Below are 19578 nucleotides of genomic sequence, written 5' to 3'. Positions count from 1 at the left end.
ATTATTTTTTCTGCATATCGTTATATGCTGCAACAAAAGCTTTTATGAGTTTGGCATCAAAAGCTTCTGTTGCCTTTATACGTTCAGCAAGATCTTCATCGTTGGTAAGTTTTTGAAGCAGAATACTTTTAATCAGGTCTGTTTTTCCCGATGAATTGCCATCAGCAGGGATTTCCTGCATTGGTCCTGTTCCAAATTTTTCAATAAAATAGGCTGTCGGGAGGTTACGATTAGTTTGCTCAGCATCGTTTCTTCTGCCTCCTCCAAATGAAATACCAACACCGCCACCTACTCCTCCAAAACCACCGGTTCCTGTGCCAATACCAACAGATGGCCTGATTCGTGCTCTTTTTGGCTGCGGTTGTTCAATACTTGTGGCGCCACCAATTGCATATAAATTTACTGCGCCCTGTTCTATAATTTTAAAAAACCGATGCTCCATTTTCTTTTTAATTACAATGGGCTTGCTAACATAGGTTTCCCCATTCCATAAAAACTCTTTAATGTCGCTGGCTTTATACTGAACGAGGGTCTCGTCGTCGTTTTTAAGAATAACTGTCGAAAAATTGGTGCCCTGTATGGTTCCTCTTACAAAATCTCCAGAGGCAATGACTACTGCATCTTGTGCTGATGAGCGTAATGCGATTACCAAAAGCGTCGTTAATAAGGCGAAGGTTTTAATTGCTCTTTTCATAATTACTCAAATAACGGAATTTCTTTTGTGTTTGTTATCTAATCCGATCTCTATTATTAACTTTGAGATATGTTGAAAGTAGTAACTTTCACGATCATTAAACGAATCAGATACCAATGAAAAAACTTTTCCTTCTTGATGGCATGGCGCTTATTTACCGGGCCCATTTTGCACTGAGTAAAAACCCAAGGTTTACTTCTACAGGAGTTAACACTTCGGCAGTTATGGGCTTTACAAATACTTTACTGGAAGTACTTAAAAAGGAAAAACCAACACATATAGCGGTTGTATTTGATACTGAAGCACCTACTGAAAGGCATACCGATTTTGAAGCCTATAAGGCTCACAGAGAAGCAATGCCAGAGGATTTATCGGCCGCACTTCCATATATTTTTAAGCTGATAGAAGGGTTTAATATTCCAGTAATTACAAAGGATGGATTTGAGGCGGATGACATTATTGGAACTTTGGCAAAAGAGGCTGAGAAAGCCGGATTTCAGGTGTATTGTATGACGCCGGATAAAGACTTTGCACAATTGGTATCTGAAAACATCTTTATCTATAAGCCTGCGAGAATGGGTAATGAGATGGAGATTTTAGGTGTAAAAGAAGTACTGGCTAAGTGGGAGATCGAAAATGTTGAACAGGTAATTGATATTCTTGGTTTATGGGGCGATGCGGTTGATAATATTCCCGGAATTCCGGGAATTGGAGAAAAAACTGCGAAATTATTGATTAAACAATATGGTTCTATAGAGAACATTATTGCAAATTCACACGAACTTAAAGGAAAACAGCGTGAAAATGTGGAGACCTACGCCGAACAGGGGATGATCTCTAAGAAATTAGCCACCATTATACTTAATGTTCCCGTTCCATTTGATGAAAAGGCCTTAGAGCTTGAAGAACCTAGCAGAGAATTATTGGAGCCGTTGTTTGCGGAGTTGGAGTTCAGAACAATTGGTAAGCGCGTTTTTGGTGATGGGTTTAATGTAGCCGAAGGTAAAACAGGGGGATCACAACAAATTGATCTTTTTGGTAATGTGGCAGATCAAGTTGAGGTAAAAACTAAAACTACTATAGTTATTTCGGAAGTATTTGAACAAGCCGTTGCCGCTAAAACAATTGAAAATACGGAACATAATTATAAATTAATAGATACTCCGGAATTGCGTAAGGAGCTTGTGGACTTCCTTTTAAAGCAGGAAAGCATCTCATTTGACACAGAAACAACAGGAACGGATGCCAACCTTGCAGATCTGGTGGGAATCTCGTTTAGTATAACGCCAGGGGAAGGATGTTATATCCCTGTACCGGCAGAAAGAGCAGAAGCCCAGGTAATTGTTGATGAGTTTAGGCCTGTTCTTGAAAATGAAAATATAGCCAAAATAGGACAGAATATTAAATATGATATGCTTGTATTTAAATGGTATGGTGTATCTGTAAAAGGAAAGCTATTTGATACCATGCTTGCACATTATTTGATTGATCCGGACACACGACATAACATGGATGTGCTGGCCGAGAATTATTTGAGCTATTCGCCCATTTCAATAACTAAGCTTATTGGTGCCAAAGGAAAGGGGCAAGGGAATATGCGGGATGTTCCAGTTGAGCAGGTGGTAGATTATGCGGCTGAAGATGCCGATATAACCTTGCAGCTTGCCAACGTGTTTAAGCCAATGCTTAAACAGCTTAATGCAGAACAGCTTGCCACTGATGTTGAAAATCCTTTGATCTATGTGCTTGCGGATATTGAAAAAGAGGGGGTTAGAATAGATATGGACACCTTGATTAACTATTCTAAAGAGCTTGAGCTAGACATCAGAAGGTTTGAGCAGAATGTTTATGATAAGTGTGGTATTAAGTTTAATCTGGCCTCACCAAAACAACTGGGAGAGGTTCTTTTCGATAAACTACAGTTAGATCCTAAAGCAAAAAAAACAAAGACAGGTCAGTACCAAACCGGTGAGGATGTGTTATTGGCCCTCGCTCATAAAAGTGACATCGTTCAGGATATTTTAGATTTCAGACAGCTGCAAAAATTAAAGTCTACTTATGTTGATGCATTGCCTTTACTAGTTAACCCAAGGACTGGTCGCGTTCACACTTCATATAATCAGGCTGTTGCCGCAACAGGAAGGTTAAGTTCTAATAACCCGAATCTGCAGAACATTCCAATCCGTACGGAAAGGGGTAGAGAGGTGCGCAAAGCATTTATTGCTAGAGATGCAGATCACGTGCTGCTTTCTGCGGATTATTCTCAGATTGAGCTTCGCATTATCGCTGAGATCAGTAAAGAAGAAAACATGCTGGATGCCTTTAGTAAGGGTATCGATATTCATACCGCAACAGCAGCAAAGGTATATGGCATTTCAATTGAAGAGGTTGATTCTACCCAAAGAAGGAATGCAAAAGCGGTAAACTTTGGGATTATCTATGGCCAATCTGCTTTTGGCTTGTCGCAAAACCTGGGCATTCCACGTAAAGAGGCCGCGGCCATTATTGAGCAGTATTTTGAGCAATATCCGGGGATTAAAAAATACATGTCGGACACGATGAATTTTGCCCGCGAAAATGGATTTGTGGAAACCATTTTAGGCAGAAGAAGATATTTAAGAGACATCAACTCTGCCAACCAGACAGTACGTGGTTTTGCAGAGCGAAATGCCATAAATGCACCTATACAAGGTTCTGCAGCAGATATGATTAAGGTGGCCATGATCAATATTCATAAGGATATTCAGGATCAGAACCTTCAATCAAAAATGACCATGCAGGTGCATGATGAGTTGGTTTTTGATGTGCTTAGATCTGAAGTTGAAGCAATGAAACAGATCATTTCATATAGAATGAAAACAGCGATTAAAACATCCGTTCCAATTGAAGTTGAAATTGGCGAAGGAGATAACTGGTTAGCGGCGCATTAATTAATGCGTATAAAAAAAGCCTCGTTTTGAATTTTCATAACGAGGCTTTTTATTTTAAAGCTCAATGGTTTCGCCAATTGCCGGCAATAATAGAACTTTATTTTCTCTTTTAAATTTAGCTAAGGCTTCTTCTGTATCAATTTCTATTACAGGGAAGGTGTTGTAGTGCACACCAATCACGGTGTTGCAATCAATATATTTTGTAGCGATAATGGCATCATCAACATCCATTGTATAGTTACCTCCAATTGGCAGGATTGCATAACTTAGGTTATAAAGCTCAGCAAGAAGTTTCATTTCCATCGTTAGTGCGGTATCTCCTGCAAAATAAATGGTTTTATTTTCAAGTTCCAGTACATAACCTGCCGGATTTCCGCCGCAGGTACCGTCGGGTAGAGCTGCTGAATGTGTAGCCCACACCATTCTTAGCTTTCCAAAATCAAAGTTTTGGCTTCCAAAGTTCATTCCATGTACATTTTTTATCCCCTGCTTGCCGGCCCAATCAGCAACTTCTGCTATCGCAATAACAAGTGCATTGGTTTGGTTTGCAATTTCCACGAGATCGGCAACGTGATCGCCATGGCCATGACTTACCAGGATATAATCAGCCTCTATACTTTTAATATCTATATGCTTAGCGAGCGGATTATGTGTGATAAAAGGGTCGAAAAGAAACTTTTTGCCATCGGCTTCTAGCAGGAAGCAGGATTGGCCATAATATGTATATTTCATTATTGTCCAAACATTCCGCCTAATCCGCCAAACATATCTTTAGTCGCTGCCTGCATTTCTGTCGCACTAACCTGATCTGCTTGTGTTAAGGCTTTATTAATAGCTGTCAATAGTAATTCTTCAAGTTCTTCTCTGTCGGCCTGCTTATGGAATTCTTCGCTGATCTCAACTGCTGTGATCGCTTTGTTTGCCGTTGCAGTAACGCGTATTGCACCACCTTCAACTTCTCCAAAAACAGAGATCGTATCTAGTCTTTTTTTTATTTCGTCAGCCTTCTGCTGGGCTGCCATTAATTTATCAAACATAAGTTGTTGTTTTTATTATAAAACGAAATTAAAGGAATTTGGTTTAAAGTAAAGCCAATAAAATGAAAAACATGGGTTATTTATTCATTAATGCCGCATTGAAGTCGACAAAGAGCTTAAATAAATCCTGATATTCTGTTAATGGAAGGGTTTTAGACCGGTCGTAAATATCATGATACGCACTGATGCCTCCGGTAGTGTAAATAAAAAAGGCAGGAACATCTTTCTCAGTGAAAAAGTAGTGATCGCTATTTGCCGCCTTGCCCCTTGAATTGATCTTTTTCAGGTATTTGTTTTTATCGTTGAGTTGATTTAATAATGAAAATTCCTTTTGGTGGATTGTTGCATTTACAACGGTAATGCCTGTTTCTCCTGTTCCTACCATATCAACATTAATTAGAAACCTGATTTTTTGGAGCGCAAGCAATGGGTACTCTGTAAAGTATTTGGATCCAAGTAATCCCGCCTCTTCTCCGGCAAAACAAATAAACGCCATTGTGTAAGGTTGTGGATTGGCGGCGTAGTATTTTGCCAGAGATAGTAAAAAAGAAATGCCACTGGCATTGTCGTTGGCCCCGGGGAAATAGGTTTTGTTACCCATACCACCTAAATGATCGTAATGAGCCGTTATAACCAATACGGAATCGGGTTTTGTAGTTCCTTTTACTACTCCACAGATATTGGCCGTATTAAATTCGGGGATAAACGAGTTTTCAACGTTGATTTGAAAGTTAAGAGGAAGGCCTTTGATGGCGTTTTTTTTTATTTCTATGCCGGTGAAGTCGCCTTGCTCAGGAGCAACAGACCAGGTGAGTTTATCCTTAAGTATGGCAATTACGCGCTCGCTTGAATCGGCAAACGTAATGCTGTCTTTTTGTTCAAACTTTCCTTTGGCTATTTTTCCGATACTTTGGGGCATTACAATAAAATCTTTACCAGGACTAAGTTTCTTGCCATTAATGGTAACCTGCATTTTTCCAGGAAAGGTGTTTACAGGAAAAGAGAATGCTTGTTTAAAATCCGTTCCGTTCATCGGGCTAAGCCCGTAAGCTTTAAATGCTGAGCAAATCAAATCTGCAGCCTTTGCCATTCCATTATTGGTATACCCTCTGCCCCAAAGTTCTTTTGAGCTGAGCTCCTTTACCATTTCGTGGGCATAGTGAATGTCCTGCGAAAGCGCAGGTCCTGCGATAAAAAGAAATAATATTAAGAAATGCGTTTTCATAATAACCCCAAAGGAAAATTCAATATATGGTTAAACTTACATAAAGTTTAAATTTTGCGAATCTAAAACACATATCAAACAAGATTGTTATAGTTTGATTAATTGAAATTTATGGATGTTCGCTCAAATGAGCCGTTTTGGCTGGTAAAAAATGGAATAATGCACTCCTACCCCTCTTTAAGGGCAGATGCGAACTGTGAAGTGCTGATTGTTGGCGGAGGGATTACCGGGGCTTTAATGGCGCATGCCTGCATAGCTAAAGGTTATAAGACGATATTGATTGATAAAAGAGAAATTGCTAATGGCAGTACTTCGGCAACTACCTCCATGCTTCAATATGAAATTGATGTACCACTATATAAATTAAAAGAATTGATAGGAGAGCACGGTGCCATTGCGAGCTACCTTGCTTGCAGAGATTCTATTTATAAACTGGAGAATCTGGTAAAAGAGATTGATTCATCATGTGGATTTGAAAAAAAGGAATCCCTTTATTTTGCAGGGAAAAGTAAGGATGTTAAATGGCTAAAGCAGGAGTATGAAGCCCGCAAAATGGCTGGTATTGAGGTGAACTGGCTAGACAAAAAAGAAATAAAGGCTACATATGGCATTGTGGCCGAAGGAGCAATTCTTTCTGCAGATGGGGGTAGTGTGGATGCTTTTTGTTTGACCCACGATTTGCTGCGCTATAATTCAGAAAGAGGGTTAAAGGTGTTTGATAAAACTGAATTGAAAAAAGTAAAATACGAAAAGGATGCCGTAAAGGTTCAATTAAATACTGGAGCTGAAATAGCTGCAAAACATATTATTTATTGCACAGGATATGAAACTCAAAATATGCTTTCTGATAAGGTGGTGCAATTGAAAAGTACCTATGCAATGGTTAGTGAAAGACAGGATTTACATCCTGAGATTTACGAAAGAACCTTGTTTTGGAATACAGATTCTCCATATTTATATATGCGGACAACGGCTGATGGAAGATTTCTTGTTGGCGGTGAAGATGAAAATTTTAAAAATGCAATTCGAAGAGATCTGCTTTTGAGCAGAAAAAAAGAAAGATTGGAAAAAACGTTAAAAAAATATTTACCCAATAGTTCATTCGTTGAGGACTTTTGCTGGGCTGGTACTTTTGGTGAAACAAAAGATGGGTTACCATACATAGGAATGCACCCTAAATACCCTAAAAGCCACTTTTTGCTCGGTTTTGGGGGTAATGGAATTACTTTTTCGGTAATGGGAATGGATATGATTATTGAGATAATGGAGGGAAGGCCAAATATTCTGTCTCATTTCTTCAGATTTGGACGTTAAATTAAGTGCAGATTTTCATTATAAAAATGTAAAAAAATTAAAAACGTATTGCACAACTCGATATTTATTTAAACCTTTGCGCCTCAACTCATTCAAAGAATTATTATACACAGAAAATGATTAAGCACGCGACCCATAAACTTTCTATTGTAGAAGCAAAAAATATTGCTTCCAGAAGTTTGTTTATTGAACGTTTGCGACCCGTTTTTTTTGTAACCACTAACCGGCAAAATTATACGCCGCGGATTTGAGTAAATCTCTGCGTAATGTCTCTACGCATTTCCACAGAGGATTGCCTCTCAAAAAACAATTAATCAGAACATTTATTTTTTTTCGTTATCATATTAATGAATATAAACGATTTTATAGTGCAAGTTGCACTTCCTGAACATCGTGTCTTTGCAGAAGAAATTTGCGAAGAAATGGCAGAATCGGCAAAAGCTCGAGGTACAGGTATCGCTAAACGCTCTCCGGAGTACGTAGCAAATAAAATTTTAGACGGGAAGTCTGTAATTGCTTTCCATAAGGATGGCTCATGGGCTGGGTTTTGCTATATAGAAACCTGGACACATGGACAATTTGTAGCCAATTCAGGTTTAATAGTTAGTCCTAAATACAGAAAAGCGGGACTTGCTCATGCTATTAAAGAGAAGATTTTTGCGCTTTCGAGACAAAAATATCCTAAAGCAAAGATTTTTGGTTTAACTACAGGATTGGCTGTAATGAAAATCAATTCTGATCTTGGTTATGAACCTGTAACTTATTCAGAGCTTACTCAGGATGAGGAATTTTGGAAAGGCTGTCAAAGTTGTGTGAACTTCGAAATTCTAAAGATGAAGGAACGCAAAAATTGCATGTGTACTGCAATGCTGTATGATCCTGTAGAACAAAAACATGATGTTGCCAAGAAATTTGCAGAGGAATTGCACAAGAAGCCTAAGCTTTACGAGCGTTTTATGCGCATTAAGCAACGCTTGGTACTTAGTTCAAAACCCGAAAATAAAGGAGGTTTAAAATCTCTGTTTTTAATGTTTACCGTTTTATTTAAATAGCTGTTATAAAGATGAAGAAGAAAGTTGTTTTAGCGTTTAGCGGAGGTTTGGATACCTCATTTTGCTGTATTTATTTAGCCCAGGATCGCGGATTAGAAGTGCATTCTGTTATTGTAAATACTGGTGGTTTTTCTGATGAAGAATTAGAGGAAATAGAAAAACGTGCTTATGCTTTAGGTGTAGCTTCTCATGCTGTGGTTGACGAAACGACAAACTATTATGACAGCTGTATTAAATATTTGGTTTTCGGGAATGTGTTAAAAAATGCAACTTATCCATTATCGGTAAGTGCAGAACGTGTAAGTCAGGCTACTGCAATTGCAAATTATGTTAAGAAAATAGGTGCTGATTACGTAGCTCACGGAAGTACAGGTGCAGGTAATGATCAGGTTCGTTTTGATATGATCTTTAATATCATCATTCCGAATGTAGAGATTATTACTCCTATCAGGGATTTAAAGCTGTCACGCGAAGCGGAAATAGAGTATTTGAGCAACCATGGTGTTCATTATAGCGCTGAAAAAGCAAGATATTCTATTAATAAAGGTTTATGGGGAACATCTGTAGGAGGAAAAGAAACTTTAACCTCTAATGAGACGTTGCCAGAAGAAGCATGGCCAACTCAGGTTTCCGTAACAACACCTCGCAAATTAACTTTAACTTTTACTAAGGGTGAACTGGTAGCTATTGATGGCGAAACTTTTGAGCCGGTTAGAGCAATTCAGAAATTACAGGCAATAGCTCAGCCTTATGGTATTGGCAGAGATATCCATGTAGGTGATACAATTATAGGAATTAAAGGACGTGTGGGTTTTGAAGCTGCGGCGCCAATGGTGATCATTAAAGCTCACCATACGCTAGAAAAACATACTCTAACAAAATGGCAGCTTTCATGGAAAGAACAACTGTCGTCTTTCTATGGTAACTGGTTACATGAAGGTCAATTCCACGACCCTATTATGCGAAACATTGAGGCTTTTTTAACCGATACACAGAAAACAGTTAGCGGAAATGTGTTTGTTGAGTTGTTGCCTTATCGTTTCAATATTATCGGAATTGAATCAGAACACGATTTGATGAGCAATAAATTCGGTAGCTATGGCGAAATGAACAACGCATGGAGTGGCGAAGATGTTAAAGGCTTCTCAAAGATTTTTGGTAACCAGGTAATGATCTGGCATAAAGTAAACAGTCATGAAGATTAGAGCAGGTATAGTTGGCGGTGCAGGATATACAGGTGGCGAGATGCTTCGTATTCTTGTGAACCATCCAATTGTTGATATTGTATTCGTAAATAGTAACAGTAATGCCGGAAACCATATTTCGGATGTGCATACAGATTTATTTGGCGATACTGACTTGCGCTTTACAGATGAATTATCGTCGGATATTGATGTTTTGTTTCTTTGTGTAGGACACGGTGATGCTAAGAAATTTTTAGCTGCAAACGTTATTGATAGCAGCATTAAGATAATTGACTTGAGTCAGGATTTCAGACTAAAAGTGAATGCCGGAAATAAATGGGTGTATGGCTTACCGGAATTAAATCGTGAAGCAATACAGAAGGCAAGTTATATTGCTAATCCGGGTTGTTTTGCAACTTGTATTCAGTTGGGACTACTGCCTTTGGCATCAAAGGGTTTGTTGAAAAGCGAAGTGCATATCAACGCAACAACAGGATCAACCGGAGCTGGACAAAGCTTGGCTTCAACCTCTCATTTTAGCTGGCGCAATAACAACTTATCAGTATACAAAGCTTTTGAACATCAGCATCTTAATGAGATAGGAGAGAGTTTGAAACAACTTGAGCCCGGTTTTAATGAAGTTTTAAACTTTATTCCGCAACGTGGTGATTTTACAAGAGGTATTTTGGCAGCAATGTATCTTGAGAGTGATTTGACTGCAGAGGAGGCACAGCGTATCTATGAAGATTTTTATGCATCACATCCTTTTACTCATGTAAGTAAAAGAAATATTGATTTAAAACAGGTGGTAAATACAAATAAAGGATTAGTGCATGTAGAAAAACATGGCAATAAACTCTTTATTGTAAGTATAATAGATAATTTGTTAAAAGGAGCAAGTGGGCAGGCAGTACAAAATATGAATTTGATATTTGGATTAGAAGAAGGTACTGGACTCCGGCTAAAAGCAGCTGCATTTTAATTTGTTGTTTCGTCATCCTGAATTTATTTCAGGATCCCGGATTTCCATTTAACCATTTAACCCATGCTACTTCGAGATCCTGAAATAAATTCAGGATGACGCGGAGCAAAAATCTAAAAAAATGAACTTATTCGACGTATATCCATTAAATAATATAGAAATAGTAAAAGCACAAGGCAGTACCGTTTGGGATGCTGAAGGACAAGAATATCTGGACCTTTATGGCGGACATGCTGTTATTTCAATAGGCCATACCCATCCGCACTATGTGCAGCGTTTAACCGACCAGCTTAATAAGGTTGGTTTTTATTCTAATTCTGTTAAGATTCCTTTACAAGTGCAGTTAGCTGAACAATTAGGAAAGGTTTCCGGAAAAACAGACTATCAATTGTTTTTGTGTAACTCTGGTGCAGAGGCTAATGAAAATGCTTTAAAATTAGCTTCTTTTTACAATGGCAGAAAGAAAATAATTGCCTTTAAAGGCGCATTTCATGGTAGAACATCTTTAGCAGTTTCGGCTACTGATAACCCTAAAATTATTGCTCCAGTAAATGAAACCGATAATATTGTTTTTCTTCCTCATAATGATACAGCTGCCCTGGAGCAGGCATTTGCTGAATTTGGAAATGATATTGCAGCTGTAATTATTGAAGGGATTCAAGGTGTTGGCGGTATAAAAGAAGCTTCGATAAGCTTTTTACAAAAGATCCGTTTCCTTTGTGATCAGTATAATTCGGTTTACATAGCAGACAGTGTTCAGTGTGGCTATGGCAGAACAGGAATGTTCTATTCTCATGATTATGCCGGTGTTAACGCTGATGTTTACACTATGGCAAAAGGAATGGGCAACGGTTTCCCTGTAGCCGGAATTTCTATTGCACCAAAATTTAAGCCTTGGCATGGTATGCTGGGTACTACTTTTGGCGGTAACCACCTTGCTTGCGCAGCTGCTTTGGCTGTTCTTGAGATCATTGAACAAAATGATTTATTGAAAAACGCCGAAACAGTAGGAAGCTACCTGATCGAGGAATTAAAGAAAATTGAAGAAGTAAAGGAAGTACGTGGACGTGGTTTAATGATAGGCATAGACCTTCCTGAAAGCCTTTCACACGTTAAAAAAGAGCTTTTATTTAAACATAAAATATTTACAGGTGAAGCTAAGCCTAACGTAATTAGACTTTTGCCTGCATTAAATTTAACTAAGGATCAAGCAGATCAATTTTTGAAAGAATTTAAAATTGCTTTAAAAGGATGAACCAATTCACCTCAGTAAATGATGTACAAGACATCGGCCAATTGGTTAAAGACGCATTGGCACTAAAGGAAAACCCTTATTCGCATCAGCATTTAGGAAAGAATAAGACTCTTGGTCTGGTTTTTCTAAATCCAAGTTTGCGCACGCGTTTGAGTACTCAAAAGGCTGCACTAAACCTTGGTATGAATGTGATGGTGATGAATATGGATAAAGAGGGCTGGGCATTAGAAACACAAGATGGTGTGGTAATGAACGGAACTACTGTTGAACATATTCGTGAGGCAGCAGCTGTAATGGGGCAATATTGCGACATTTTAGGCTTGCGTTCTTTTCCTAAGCTGATAAACAGAGATGAAGATTATAATGAGGACTTTTTTAATAAATTCATTAAATATTGTAATGTTCCTGTAGTCAGTTTAGAAAGTGCTACCCGTCACCCTTTACAAAGTTTAGCTGATCTTGTTACAATTAAAGAGACCTGGGGTGGTGCAGCTAGACCAAAAGTGGTACTAGCATGGGCACCCCACATTAAGGCCTTGCCTCAGGCAGTTCCTAACTCATTTGCAGAATGGATGTGTAAGGCTCAAGTGGATGGAATGCTTGATTTTACCATTGCTCAGCCAAAAGGATATGAATTAAGTGAAGATTTTACTCCTGGTGCAACCATTACACATAGTTTAGATGAAGCATTAAAAGGGGCGGATTATATTTATGTTAAAAATTGGTCTAGCTTTAAGGAGTACGGAAAAGTACTTACCTATCCGGAAGGATGGATGCTTAATAATGAGAAATTAGTAGGCACAAATAATGCAAAAGTAATGCATTGCCTGCCTGTTCGCAGAGACCTTGAACTCTCTTCTGAAATATTGGATGGCCCTAACTCGTTGGTTATCCATGAAGCGGGAAATCGTTTATGGGCAGCACAGGCCGTATTAAAACAAATGTTAGAAAAATTATAATAATCTGGTAACCATATGAAGAAACTCAGTGTAATTAAAATCGGCGGGAATGTTATAGATAATTCAGAAAAACTACATCAGTTTTTGCTTGATTTTACAGCGCTTCCCGGAGATAAGATTTTAATTCATGGCGGCGGTAAAATTGCAACTGAACTGGGGGTTTCATTGGGCGTAGAGGCCAAAATGGTAGAAGGAAGGCGTATAACTGATATAGAAACGCTTCGGATAGTTACCATGGTTTATGCCGGATTGATTAATAAGAATATGGTTGCCCAGTTACAGGCTAAGGGCAGCAATGCTATTGGCTTAACCGGCGCAGACGGAAACATAATAAAAGCTGTTAAAAGACCTGTAAAGGATATTGATTATGGTTTTGTTGGAGATCTTGATGAGACTTCCGTTTCCTCAGATACTTTAGATAGCCTGCTAAAGGCTGGCCTGGTTCCTGTATTGTGTGCGATAACCCATGATGGTGCTTCACAATTGCTAAATACCAATGCAGATACGATTGCATCTGCAGTTGCTGTTGCTATGTCTTCCCTTTATGATACGTCTTTAATTTACTGTTTCGAAAAGCGCGGAGTAATGAGGGATATTGATGATGACCAGTCTTTAGTACCGGTGATTAGAATGGGTGAATTTGAAACCCTGAAAAATGAAGGCGTAGTTTCGGGCGGAATGATACCTAAATTACATAATGCTTTTGAAGCTATAAAAAGTGGAGTTAGTGCAGTATATATTGGCAAAGCAGATGAATTGCCACAAATAGATCAACAGAATTTCGGAACCCGATTAATCAGATAATTATGAACCAGTTTAAAGGCAGTATTGCCATTTTAGGAAGCGGAAATATTGGTGTCTCTTTAGCCAAAGGGCTAGTTAAGGCGAGTTATGCAGAACCCGGTCAGATTACTTTGACTAGGCGCAATGTTTCTAATTTAACTGCATTTTCTGATCAGGGATTTATGGTTAGCGGCGAAAATGCTGCCGTAGTTGCTGCGGCTGATATTATTGTTCTGGCGGTTTTGCCTCAGCAATTGAATCAATTATTAGATCAAATACGCCCAGCTGTTGATCCAAAGAAACAGGTTTTCATTTCTGTTGCATCAGGTGTAAGCTGTATTGATATCAGAAATAAACTGGGAGATGCTGTACAGGTTGTAAGGGCAATGCCAAATACAGCTATAGCTATAGGCCAATCCATGACTTGTGTGGCCACCGATAATGCGTCTAAAGAGAACGTAGATGAGGTCGTTAGAATGTTTGAAACTGTTGGGGCTGTTGTTAAAATTAACGAGGACCTGATGACTTCTGCAACTGCACTATGTGCCTGTGGAATTGCCTTTTTCTTACGTGCAATAAGAGCAGCTTCACAGGGTGGAGTGGAAATTGGCTTCCATGCCGATGAAGCATTAAAAATGGCTGTGCAAACGGCAAAAGGTGCTGCGGATCTGCTATTGCAAATGCAGTCACACCCTGAACAGGAAATCGATAAAGTTACTTCCCCTAAAGGGTGTACAATAGCAGGATTAAACGAGATGGAGCATAATGGCTTCAGCTCATCTTTAATTAAAGGTATTAAGTTATCGGCAATCAAAGCCGGGGCTTTATACACTAAAGAATAATTACTTATGATAGAACAACTGCAAAAAGATAGTTTAGAATTGTTAAAAGAGCTAATAGGCATTCAGTCTTTTAGTAAAGAGGAAGATAAGACGGCTGATGCGATTGAACAGTTTTTGCAGCAACGTGATATAAAAACTTACCGGAAGCTTAATAACATCTGGGCATATAATAAGCACTTTGATAAGCGTAAACCTACCTTGCTTTTAAATTCTCATCATGATACCGTAAAGCCAAATTCAGGCTATACGCGTGATCCTTATGATGCAGCTATTGAAGACGGCAAATTATACGGGTTGGGAAGTAATGATGCAGGAGGATGCCTGGTATCGCTTATTGCAACATTTCTCTACTTTTATAATCAGGAAGAATTGAGCTATAACATTTGTTTGGCTACAACGGCCGAAGAAGAAATTTCAGGTAACAACGGTTTGGAATGTGTACTCCCTGATTTAGGTGAACTGGAATTTGCGATAGTAGGGGAGCCTACGCAAATGAATCTTGCAATTGCTGAACGTGGGTTGTTAGTATTAGACTGTACTTCAACGGGAAAAGCGGGACATGCTGCACGTGAGGAAGGAGACAATGCAATTTATAAAGCCCTTAAAGATATTGAGTGGTTCAGAAACTACCGCTTTTCTAAAATCTCTGAGGTATTTGGTCCGTTAAAAATGTCGGTTACAATCATCAATGCCGGCTCTCAGCATAATGTTGTTCCGGCTACATGTACTTTTACTGTAGATGTCCGCGTAACAGATGCCTATACCAATGAAGAGGTATTAAAAATTATCCGTACCAATGTAGATTGTGAAGTAACTCCAAGATCTATAAGATTAAAACCATCATCAATAGATAAAGAACATCCGTTGGTTCAGTCGGGCATTGCACTTGGAAGAACAACTTACGGATCTCCAACAACTTCAGATCAGGCTTTGTTGAGTATCCCTTCAGTAAAGGTTGGTCCTGGCGATTCAGCACGTTCTCATATGGCTGATGAATACGTTTATGTAAACGAGATTGCCGAGGGGATTGAGCTTTATATTGAAATGCTTAAGCCGGTAATAAAGGGCAAATAATTGTATTTTTGGTATCTATAATAGATTATAATGAAGATCTGGCAAAAAAACGTAAACGTAAATAAAGATATTGAAACCTTTACCGTCGGTAAAGACAGGGAATTGGATTTGCAAATGGCTGCTTTTGATGTGCTTGGTTCCCTTGCACATGTTGAAATGCTTGAAAGTATAGGATTACTTACCGCGGATGAGCTTAAGGCAATTCAAAAAGAACTTAAAAATATCTATGCCGATATTGAAGCCGGTAAATTTACTATTGATGATACGGTAGAAGATGTACATTCTCAGGTAGAATGGCTGCTTACCCAACGAATTGGAGATGCGGGTAAAAAGATCCATAGCGGTAGATCTCGTAATGACCAGGTCTTAGTTGATCTTAAACTTTTCTTTAGAAGCTGCATCGAAGAAATGGTTGGCAACACTTCTGTTTTATTTGGCCAGCTACTGGAATTAAGCAACACGCATAAAGATAAACTTTTACCAGGTTATACCCACTTGCAGATAGCAATGCCATCTTCTTTTGGATTGTGGTTTGGCGCATATGCTGAAAGCTTGGTTGATGATATGGAATTAATGCTGGCGGCATGGAAGATCTGTAATAAAAACCCTTTAGGATCTGCAGCAGGATATGGTTCTTCTTTCCCATTAAACAGAACAATGACTACTGAATTATTAGGCTTCGAAAGGCTAAATTATAATGTAGTGTACGCTCAAATGGGTAGAGGGAAAACTGAACGCATTCTGGCACAGGCCATGTCATCTGTAGCAGCATCATTAGCTAAAATGGCTATGGATGTTTGCTTATTCATTAACCAGAACTTTGGTTTCATTAGCTTCCCTGATGAACTAACCACCGGATCTAGCATCATGCCTCATAAGAAAAACCCTGATGTGTTTGAACTGATTCGTTCTCGCTGCAATAAGATACAGGCTTTGCCAAACGAAATTGCTATGATGATCACCAATCTTCCTTCGGGATACCATAGAGATCTTCAATTATTAAAGGAAAATCTATTTCCTGCAATTACCTCATTAAACGAGTGTTTGGAGATGACCACTTTCATGTTGCAAAACATCACTGTTAAAGACAATATATTGGCTGATAAAAAGTATGCATACTTGTTTAGTGTAGAAGTGGTAAATGAATTGGCATTAAAAGGGACTCCTTTCAGAGAGGCCTATAAAATCGTAGGTGAGTCAATAGAGAACGGAACATTTATACCTGGCACAGAAATACACCATACTCATGAGGGAAGCATTGGCAACCTATGCAATAGTGATATTGAAGACATGATGGACGAGATCCTGTCTCAGTTTAAATTTGAAAAAACCAAAGAAGCTATTCAGCAATTGCTATCTTAACTATAAATAAAGCATAAGAAATGAATGTATCAGTATTAGCAAACACCCTTATAGGCTCTGAAATCATTAAAATTGGTAACGAGGTTAATGATATGAAGCGAAAAGGAGCGCAGATTGCAAACCTGACCATTGGAGATTTTGATCCTTCGATTTTTCCAATCCCTGCTGAACTTAAAGACGAGATTATTGATGCTTACCATCATAACCATACCAATTATCCGCCTGCTGATGGTATCTTACCCCTTCGCGAAACGGTAGTAGACATTTTAAAGGACAGGTATTCATTGAACTATGCTGTATCTGATATTTTAATTGCAGGAGGTTCAAGACCCTTGATCTATGCCACTTACCTCGCTTTAATTGATCCTGGCGATAAGGTGATTTATCCTGCACCATCATGGAATAATAATCATTATTGTCACCTTTCATCAGCAAAAGGTATAGCTGTAGTAACTACGGTAGAGAATAACTTTATGCCCACTGCAGATCAGTTAAGGCCACATTTAAAAGGAGCAACGTTACTTGCGCTCTGTTCTCCATTAAATCCTACCGGTACAATGTTTACTCAGGAGCAGCTTGAAGAGATCTGTGAAGTGGTGATTGAAGAAAACAAATCAAGAGGAGCAAACGAAAAGCCCCTATATATCCTATACGACCAGATCTACTCTTTACTAACCTTTGGCCGCACACATGTTAATCCGGTAAGTTTACGTCCAGAACTAAAAGGGTATGTAATCTATATAGATGGAATTTCTAAATGCCTTTCTGCCACAGGTGTTAGGGTAGGATGGGCTTTTGGTCCGGAAGTTATTATCAGTAAAATGAAGGCATTGTTAGGTCATATTGGTGCATGGGCACCTAAGGCAGAGCAAGTAGCGGTAGCTAAGTACTTTAAAAACAACAATCTTGTTGATCTTTTCCTGGGCTCGTTTAAAGAGCAAGTTCAAATAAGTCTGGATGAGCTTCATAATGGCTTTCAGCAATTAAAATCAGAAGGCTTTAATGTGGATTCTGTAATTCCGATGGGAGCTATTTATTTGACGCTTAAAATCGATTACATAGGTAAAACAACACCATCCGGAGACTTGATTAAAAACAGTGCAGACGTAAATTTCTACTTAATTAAAGAAGCTCAGGCAGCGCTGGTCCCTTTTTCGGCTTTTGGAAACGACGAATCAATGGCCTGGTTCAGAGCTTCTGTTGGTGGATGCTCTTTGCAGGATATTAAAGATATGTTACCGAGAATTAAAGCCGCGCTAGGAAAGTTAAAATAAAAGCTATTTGAATTCCGAAGTTTTGTGAAATTCGATATCCGGATAATCCCTCATGGTCATATTGATCATGAATTCATTATCTGCAAGGAAAACGGGGTTGCCATCTTTATCTTGACCAATATGCTGTTGCTTACGTTTTAGGAACTCCTCTAATTTCTTCTTGTCTTTAGATGTTACCCAGTTTGATCTGCCATAGCTTAAGGTTCTGAAATATGCTTTAGCACCATATTCATGCTCAAGTCTGAAGGCAATAACTTCAAATTGAAGCTCTCCAACAGCACCTATTATTTTTCTGTTTCCAGGCTGTTGTATAAATAGCTGAGCAACGCCTTCTTCGGTAAGCTGTTGTATGCCTTTTTCCAGCTGTTTAGTGCGCAGAGGGTCTCTATTCTCAACTTCCTTAAATATTTCAGGAGAGAAGCTGGGAATGCCCTTAAACTGCAATTGTTCTCCTTCTGTAAGGGTATCGCCAATTTTGAAATTGCCACTATCATATAATCCTACAACATCACCTGGCCAAGCCTCTTCTACAATGCTCTTCTCATTGGCCATAAAGTCCATTGGGTTAGAGAATTTTAGTTTTTTACCTTGTCTGGTATGGAAGTAAAATTTATTACGCTCAAATTTTCCTGAACATATTCTTAAAAAGGCAATACGGTCACGGTGTTTAGGGTCTAAGTTAGCATGGATCTTAAAAACAAAGCCTGAAAAGTTCTTTTCATTAACCAGAACCTCACGCTGTTCAGCTTCCCGGCTTCTAGGGCTTGGGGCAATCTGAACAAAAGTGTCTAAAAGCTCTTTTATACCAAAGTTGTTAATAGCACTTCCAAAAAATACAGGAGCAAGCAAACCTTCGGTGTACATGCTTTTGTCAAGCTTACCATAAACGCCTTCTACCAGTTCTAAGTCACCTTTTAAGCCATCAAGCTCCTTCGGCTTTAAAAACTTACCCAGGTTTTCATCGTTCAGATCGCTTACTTCAATAACAGGCTCGCTAATCTTAGTCTTATCTGGTTCAAATAGGTTCAGGTGATTATTGTAAATGCTATAAACCCCTTTAAAAGTATGTCCTTGCCCAATAGGCCAGGAAAGAGGGCATAAGCTGATGTTAAGTTTATTCTCAATTTCATCAAGCAGATCAAATGCATCCTTACCCTCACGATCCATCTTATTAATAAAGATGATCACAGGGGTATTACGCATCCGGCACACAGCCATTAACTTTTCAGTTTGCTCTTCAACACCCTTTACACAGTCTACTACCAGAATAACACTGTCAACTGCCGATAGGGTACGATAAGTATCCTCAGCAAAGTCTTTGTGACCAGGGGTATCTAATATATTGATGCGCTTGTTGCTATACTCAAATCCCATTACAGAAGTAGCTACGGATATTCCACGTTGCTTTTCTATTTCCATAAAATCGGAGGTATTGCTTTGATTTGCTTTATTCCGTTTAACTGCCCCGGCAGTATTAATAGCCCCTCCAAAAAGTAAAAATTTCTCTGTTAATGTAGTTTTACCTGCATCGGGGTGACTGATAATGGCAAATGTTTTTCGTTTTTCTATTTCCGGGTTAATCATAAAGAGTTTAAGCGTGTTGTGCTTGAT

17 protein-coding genes are annotated in these 19578 nt (G+C 38.8%); 12 read left to right on the top strand and 5 right to left on the bottom strand.

What is annotated here, in order from left to right; translation table 11 throughout:
* Position 1 precedes the first annotated feature (1 nt).
* Positions 2-694, bottom strand: a complete 693-nt coding sequence (locus HQN86_RS17890; protein ID WP_172662263.1) for a hypothetical protein — start codon at positions 692-694, stop codon at positions 2-4.
* 116 nt (positions 695-810) lie between these two features.
* Between HQN86_RS17890 and polA the strand changes: the two genes are divergently transcribed.
* Positions 811-3624: a DNA polymerase I gene (gene polA / locus HQN86_RS17885; protein ID WP_172662262.1), complete on the top strand. Its 2814-nt coding sequence runs from the start codon at positions 811-813 to the stop codon at positions 3622-3624.
* A gap of 54 nt (positions 3625-3678) precedes the next feature.
* On the opposite strand, the gene HQN86_RS17880 is transcribed toward polA, so the two are convergent.
* The 3 genes from HQN86_RS17880 to HQN86_RS17870 all read right to left on the bottom strand — a co-directional run bounded on the left by HQN86_RS17880 (position 3679) and on the right by HQN86_RS17870 (position 5886).
* A complete protein-coding gene (locus HQN86_RS17880; RefSeq protein WP_172662261.1) occupies positions 3679-4356 on the bottom strand; it encodes a metal-dependent hydrolase in 678 nt (225 codons plus the stop codon).
* Positions 4356-4661, bottom strand: a complete 306-nt coding sequence (locus HQN86_RS17875; protein ID WP_048908217.1) for a YbaB/EbfC family nucleoid-associated protein — start codon at positions 4659-4661, stop codon at positions 4356-4358. The genes HQN86_RS17880 and HQN86_RS17875 overlap by 1 nt, the downstream gene beginning before the upstream one ends.
* A 76-nt stretch (positions 4662-4737) precedes the next feature.
* On the bottom strand, positions 4738-5886 hold the full coding sequence (locus HQN86_RS17870) for a M28 family metallopeptidase (RefSeq protein ID WP_172662260.1): 1149 nt from the start codon (positions 5884-5886) through the stop codon (positions 4738-4740).
* A 111-nt stretch (positions 5887-5997) separates the two neighbouring features.
* Here HQN86_RS17870 and HQN86_RS17865 point away from each other — a divergent pair, with 111 nt between their 5' ends.
* The 11 genes from HQN86_RS17865 (at position 5998) to HQN86_RS17815 (ending at position 17967) form a co-directional block, all read left to right on the top strand.
* Complete coding sequence (locus HQN86_RS17865) at positions 5998-7200, top strand: NAD(P)/FAD-dependent oxidoreductase (protein WP_172662259.1); 1203 nt, start codon at positions 5998-6000, stop codon at positions 7198-7200.
* 347 nt (positions 7201-7547) lie between these two features.
* A complete protein-coding gene (locus HQN86_RS17860) occupies positions 7548-8252 on the top strand; it encodes an N-acetyltransferase (protein ID WP_048908219.1) in 705 nt (234 codons plus the stop codon).
* Positions 8253-8263: 11 nt separating this feature from the next.
* Positions 8264-9457: an argininosuccinate synthase gene (argG, locus tag HQN86_RS17855; RefSeq protein ID WP_048908220.1), complete on the top strand. Its 1194-nt coding sequence runs from the start codon at positions 8264-8266 to the stop codon at positions 9455-9457.
* Positions 9447-10418 (top strand): N-acetyl-gamma-glutamyl-phosphate reductase, encoded by a 972-nt coding sequence (argC, locus tag HQN86_RS17850; RefSeq protein ID WP_172662258.1) that lies wholly within the window; start codon positions 9447-9449, stop codon positions 10416-10418. Before argG ends, argC begins: the two co-directional genes overlap by 11 nt.
* Before the next feature lie 121 nt (positions 10419-10539).
* On the top strand, positions 10540-11673 hold the full coding sequence (locus HQN86_RS17845) for an aspartate aminotransferase family protein (protein ID WP_172662257.1): 1134 nt from the start codon (positions 10540-10542) through the stop codon (positions 11671-11673).
* Positions 11670-12632 (top strand): Rossmann-fold NAD(P)-binding domain-containing protein, encoded by a 963-nt coding sequence (locus tag HQN86_RS17840; RefSeq protein ID WP_172662256.1) that lies wholly within the window; start codon positions 11670-11672, stop codon positions 12630-12632. Before HQN86_RS17845 ends, HQN86_RS17840 begins: the two co-directional genes overlap by 4 nt.
* Positions 12633-12647: 15 nt before the next feature.
* Positions 12648-13436, top strand: coding sequence for an acetylglutamate kinase (gene argB, locus HQN86_RS17835; RefSeq protein WP_172662255.1), 789 nt, complete (start codon positions 12648-12650; stop codon positions 13434-13436).
* A 2-nt stretch (positions 13437-13438) separates the two neighbouring features.
* Positions 13439-14257, top strand: coding sequence for a pyrroline-5-carboxylate reductase (proC, locus tag HQN86_RS17830; protein WP_172662254.1), 819 nt, complete (start codon positions 13439-13441; stop codon positions 14255-14257).
* 6 nt (positions 14258-14263) lie between these two features.
* Positions 14264-15331: a M20 family metallo-hydrolase gene (locus HQN86_RS17825; protein ID WP_172662253.1), complete on the top strand. Its 1068-nt coding sequence runs from the start codon at positions 14264-14266 to the stop codon at positions 15329-15331.
* A 30-nt stretch (positions 15332-15361) separates the two neighbouring features.
* Positions 15362-16693, top strand: coding sequence for an argininosuccinate lyase (argH, locus tag HQN86_RS17820; RefSeq protein WP_172662252.1), 1332 nt, complete (start codon positions 15362-15364; stop codon positions 16691-16693).
* Between the two features lie 20 nt (positions 16694-16713).
* Positions 16714-17967, top strand: coding sequence for a pyridoxal phosphate-dependent aminotransferase (locus tag HQN86_RS17815; RefSeq protein ID WP_172662251.1), 1254 nt, complete (start codon positions 16714-16716; stop codon positions 17965-17967).
* 3 nt (positions 17968-17970) lie between these two features.
* Here the strand turns inward: HQN86_RS17815 and HQN86_RS17810 are convergent, their stop codons facing one another.
* The gene (locus tag HQN86_RS17810; protein ID WP_172662250.1) at positions 17971-19551 is read right to left on the bottom strand and encodes a peptide chain release factor 3; all 1581 of its coding nucleotides are present in this window, start codon (positions 19549-19551) and stop codon (positions 17971-17973) included.
* Positions 19552-19578: the final 27 nt, after the last annotated feature.

This window comes from Pedobacter panaciterrae, from assembly GCF_013204795.1.
Lineage (GTDB): Bacteria > Bacteroidota > Bacteroidia > Sphingobacteriales > Sphingobacteriaceae > Pedobacter > Pedobacter panaciterrae.
The sequence above is the reverse complement of the archived record's forward strand: the minus strand, read 5'-3'. Positions and strand labels throughout refer to the sequence as shown.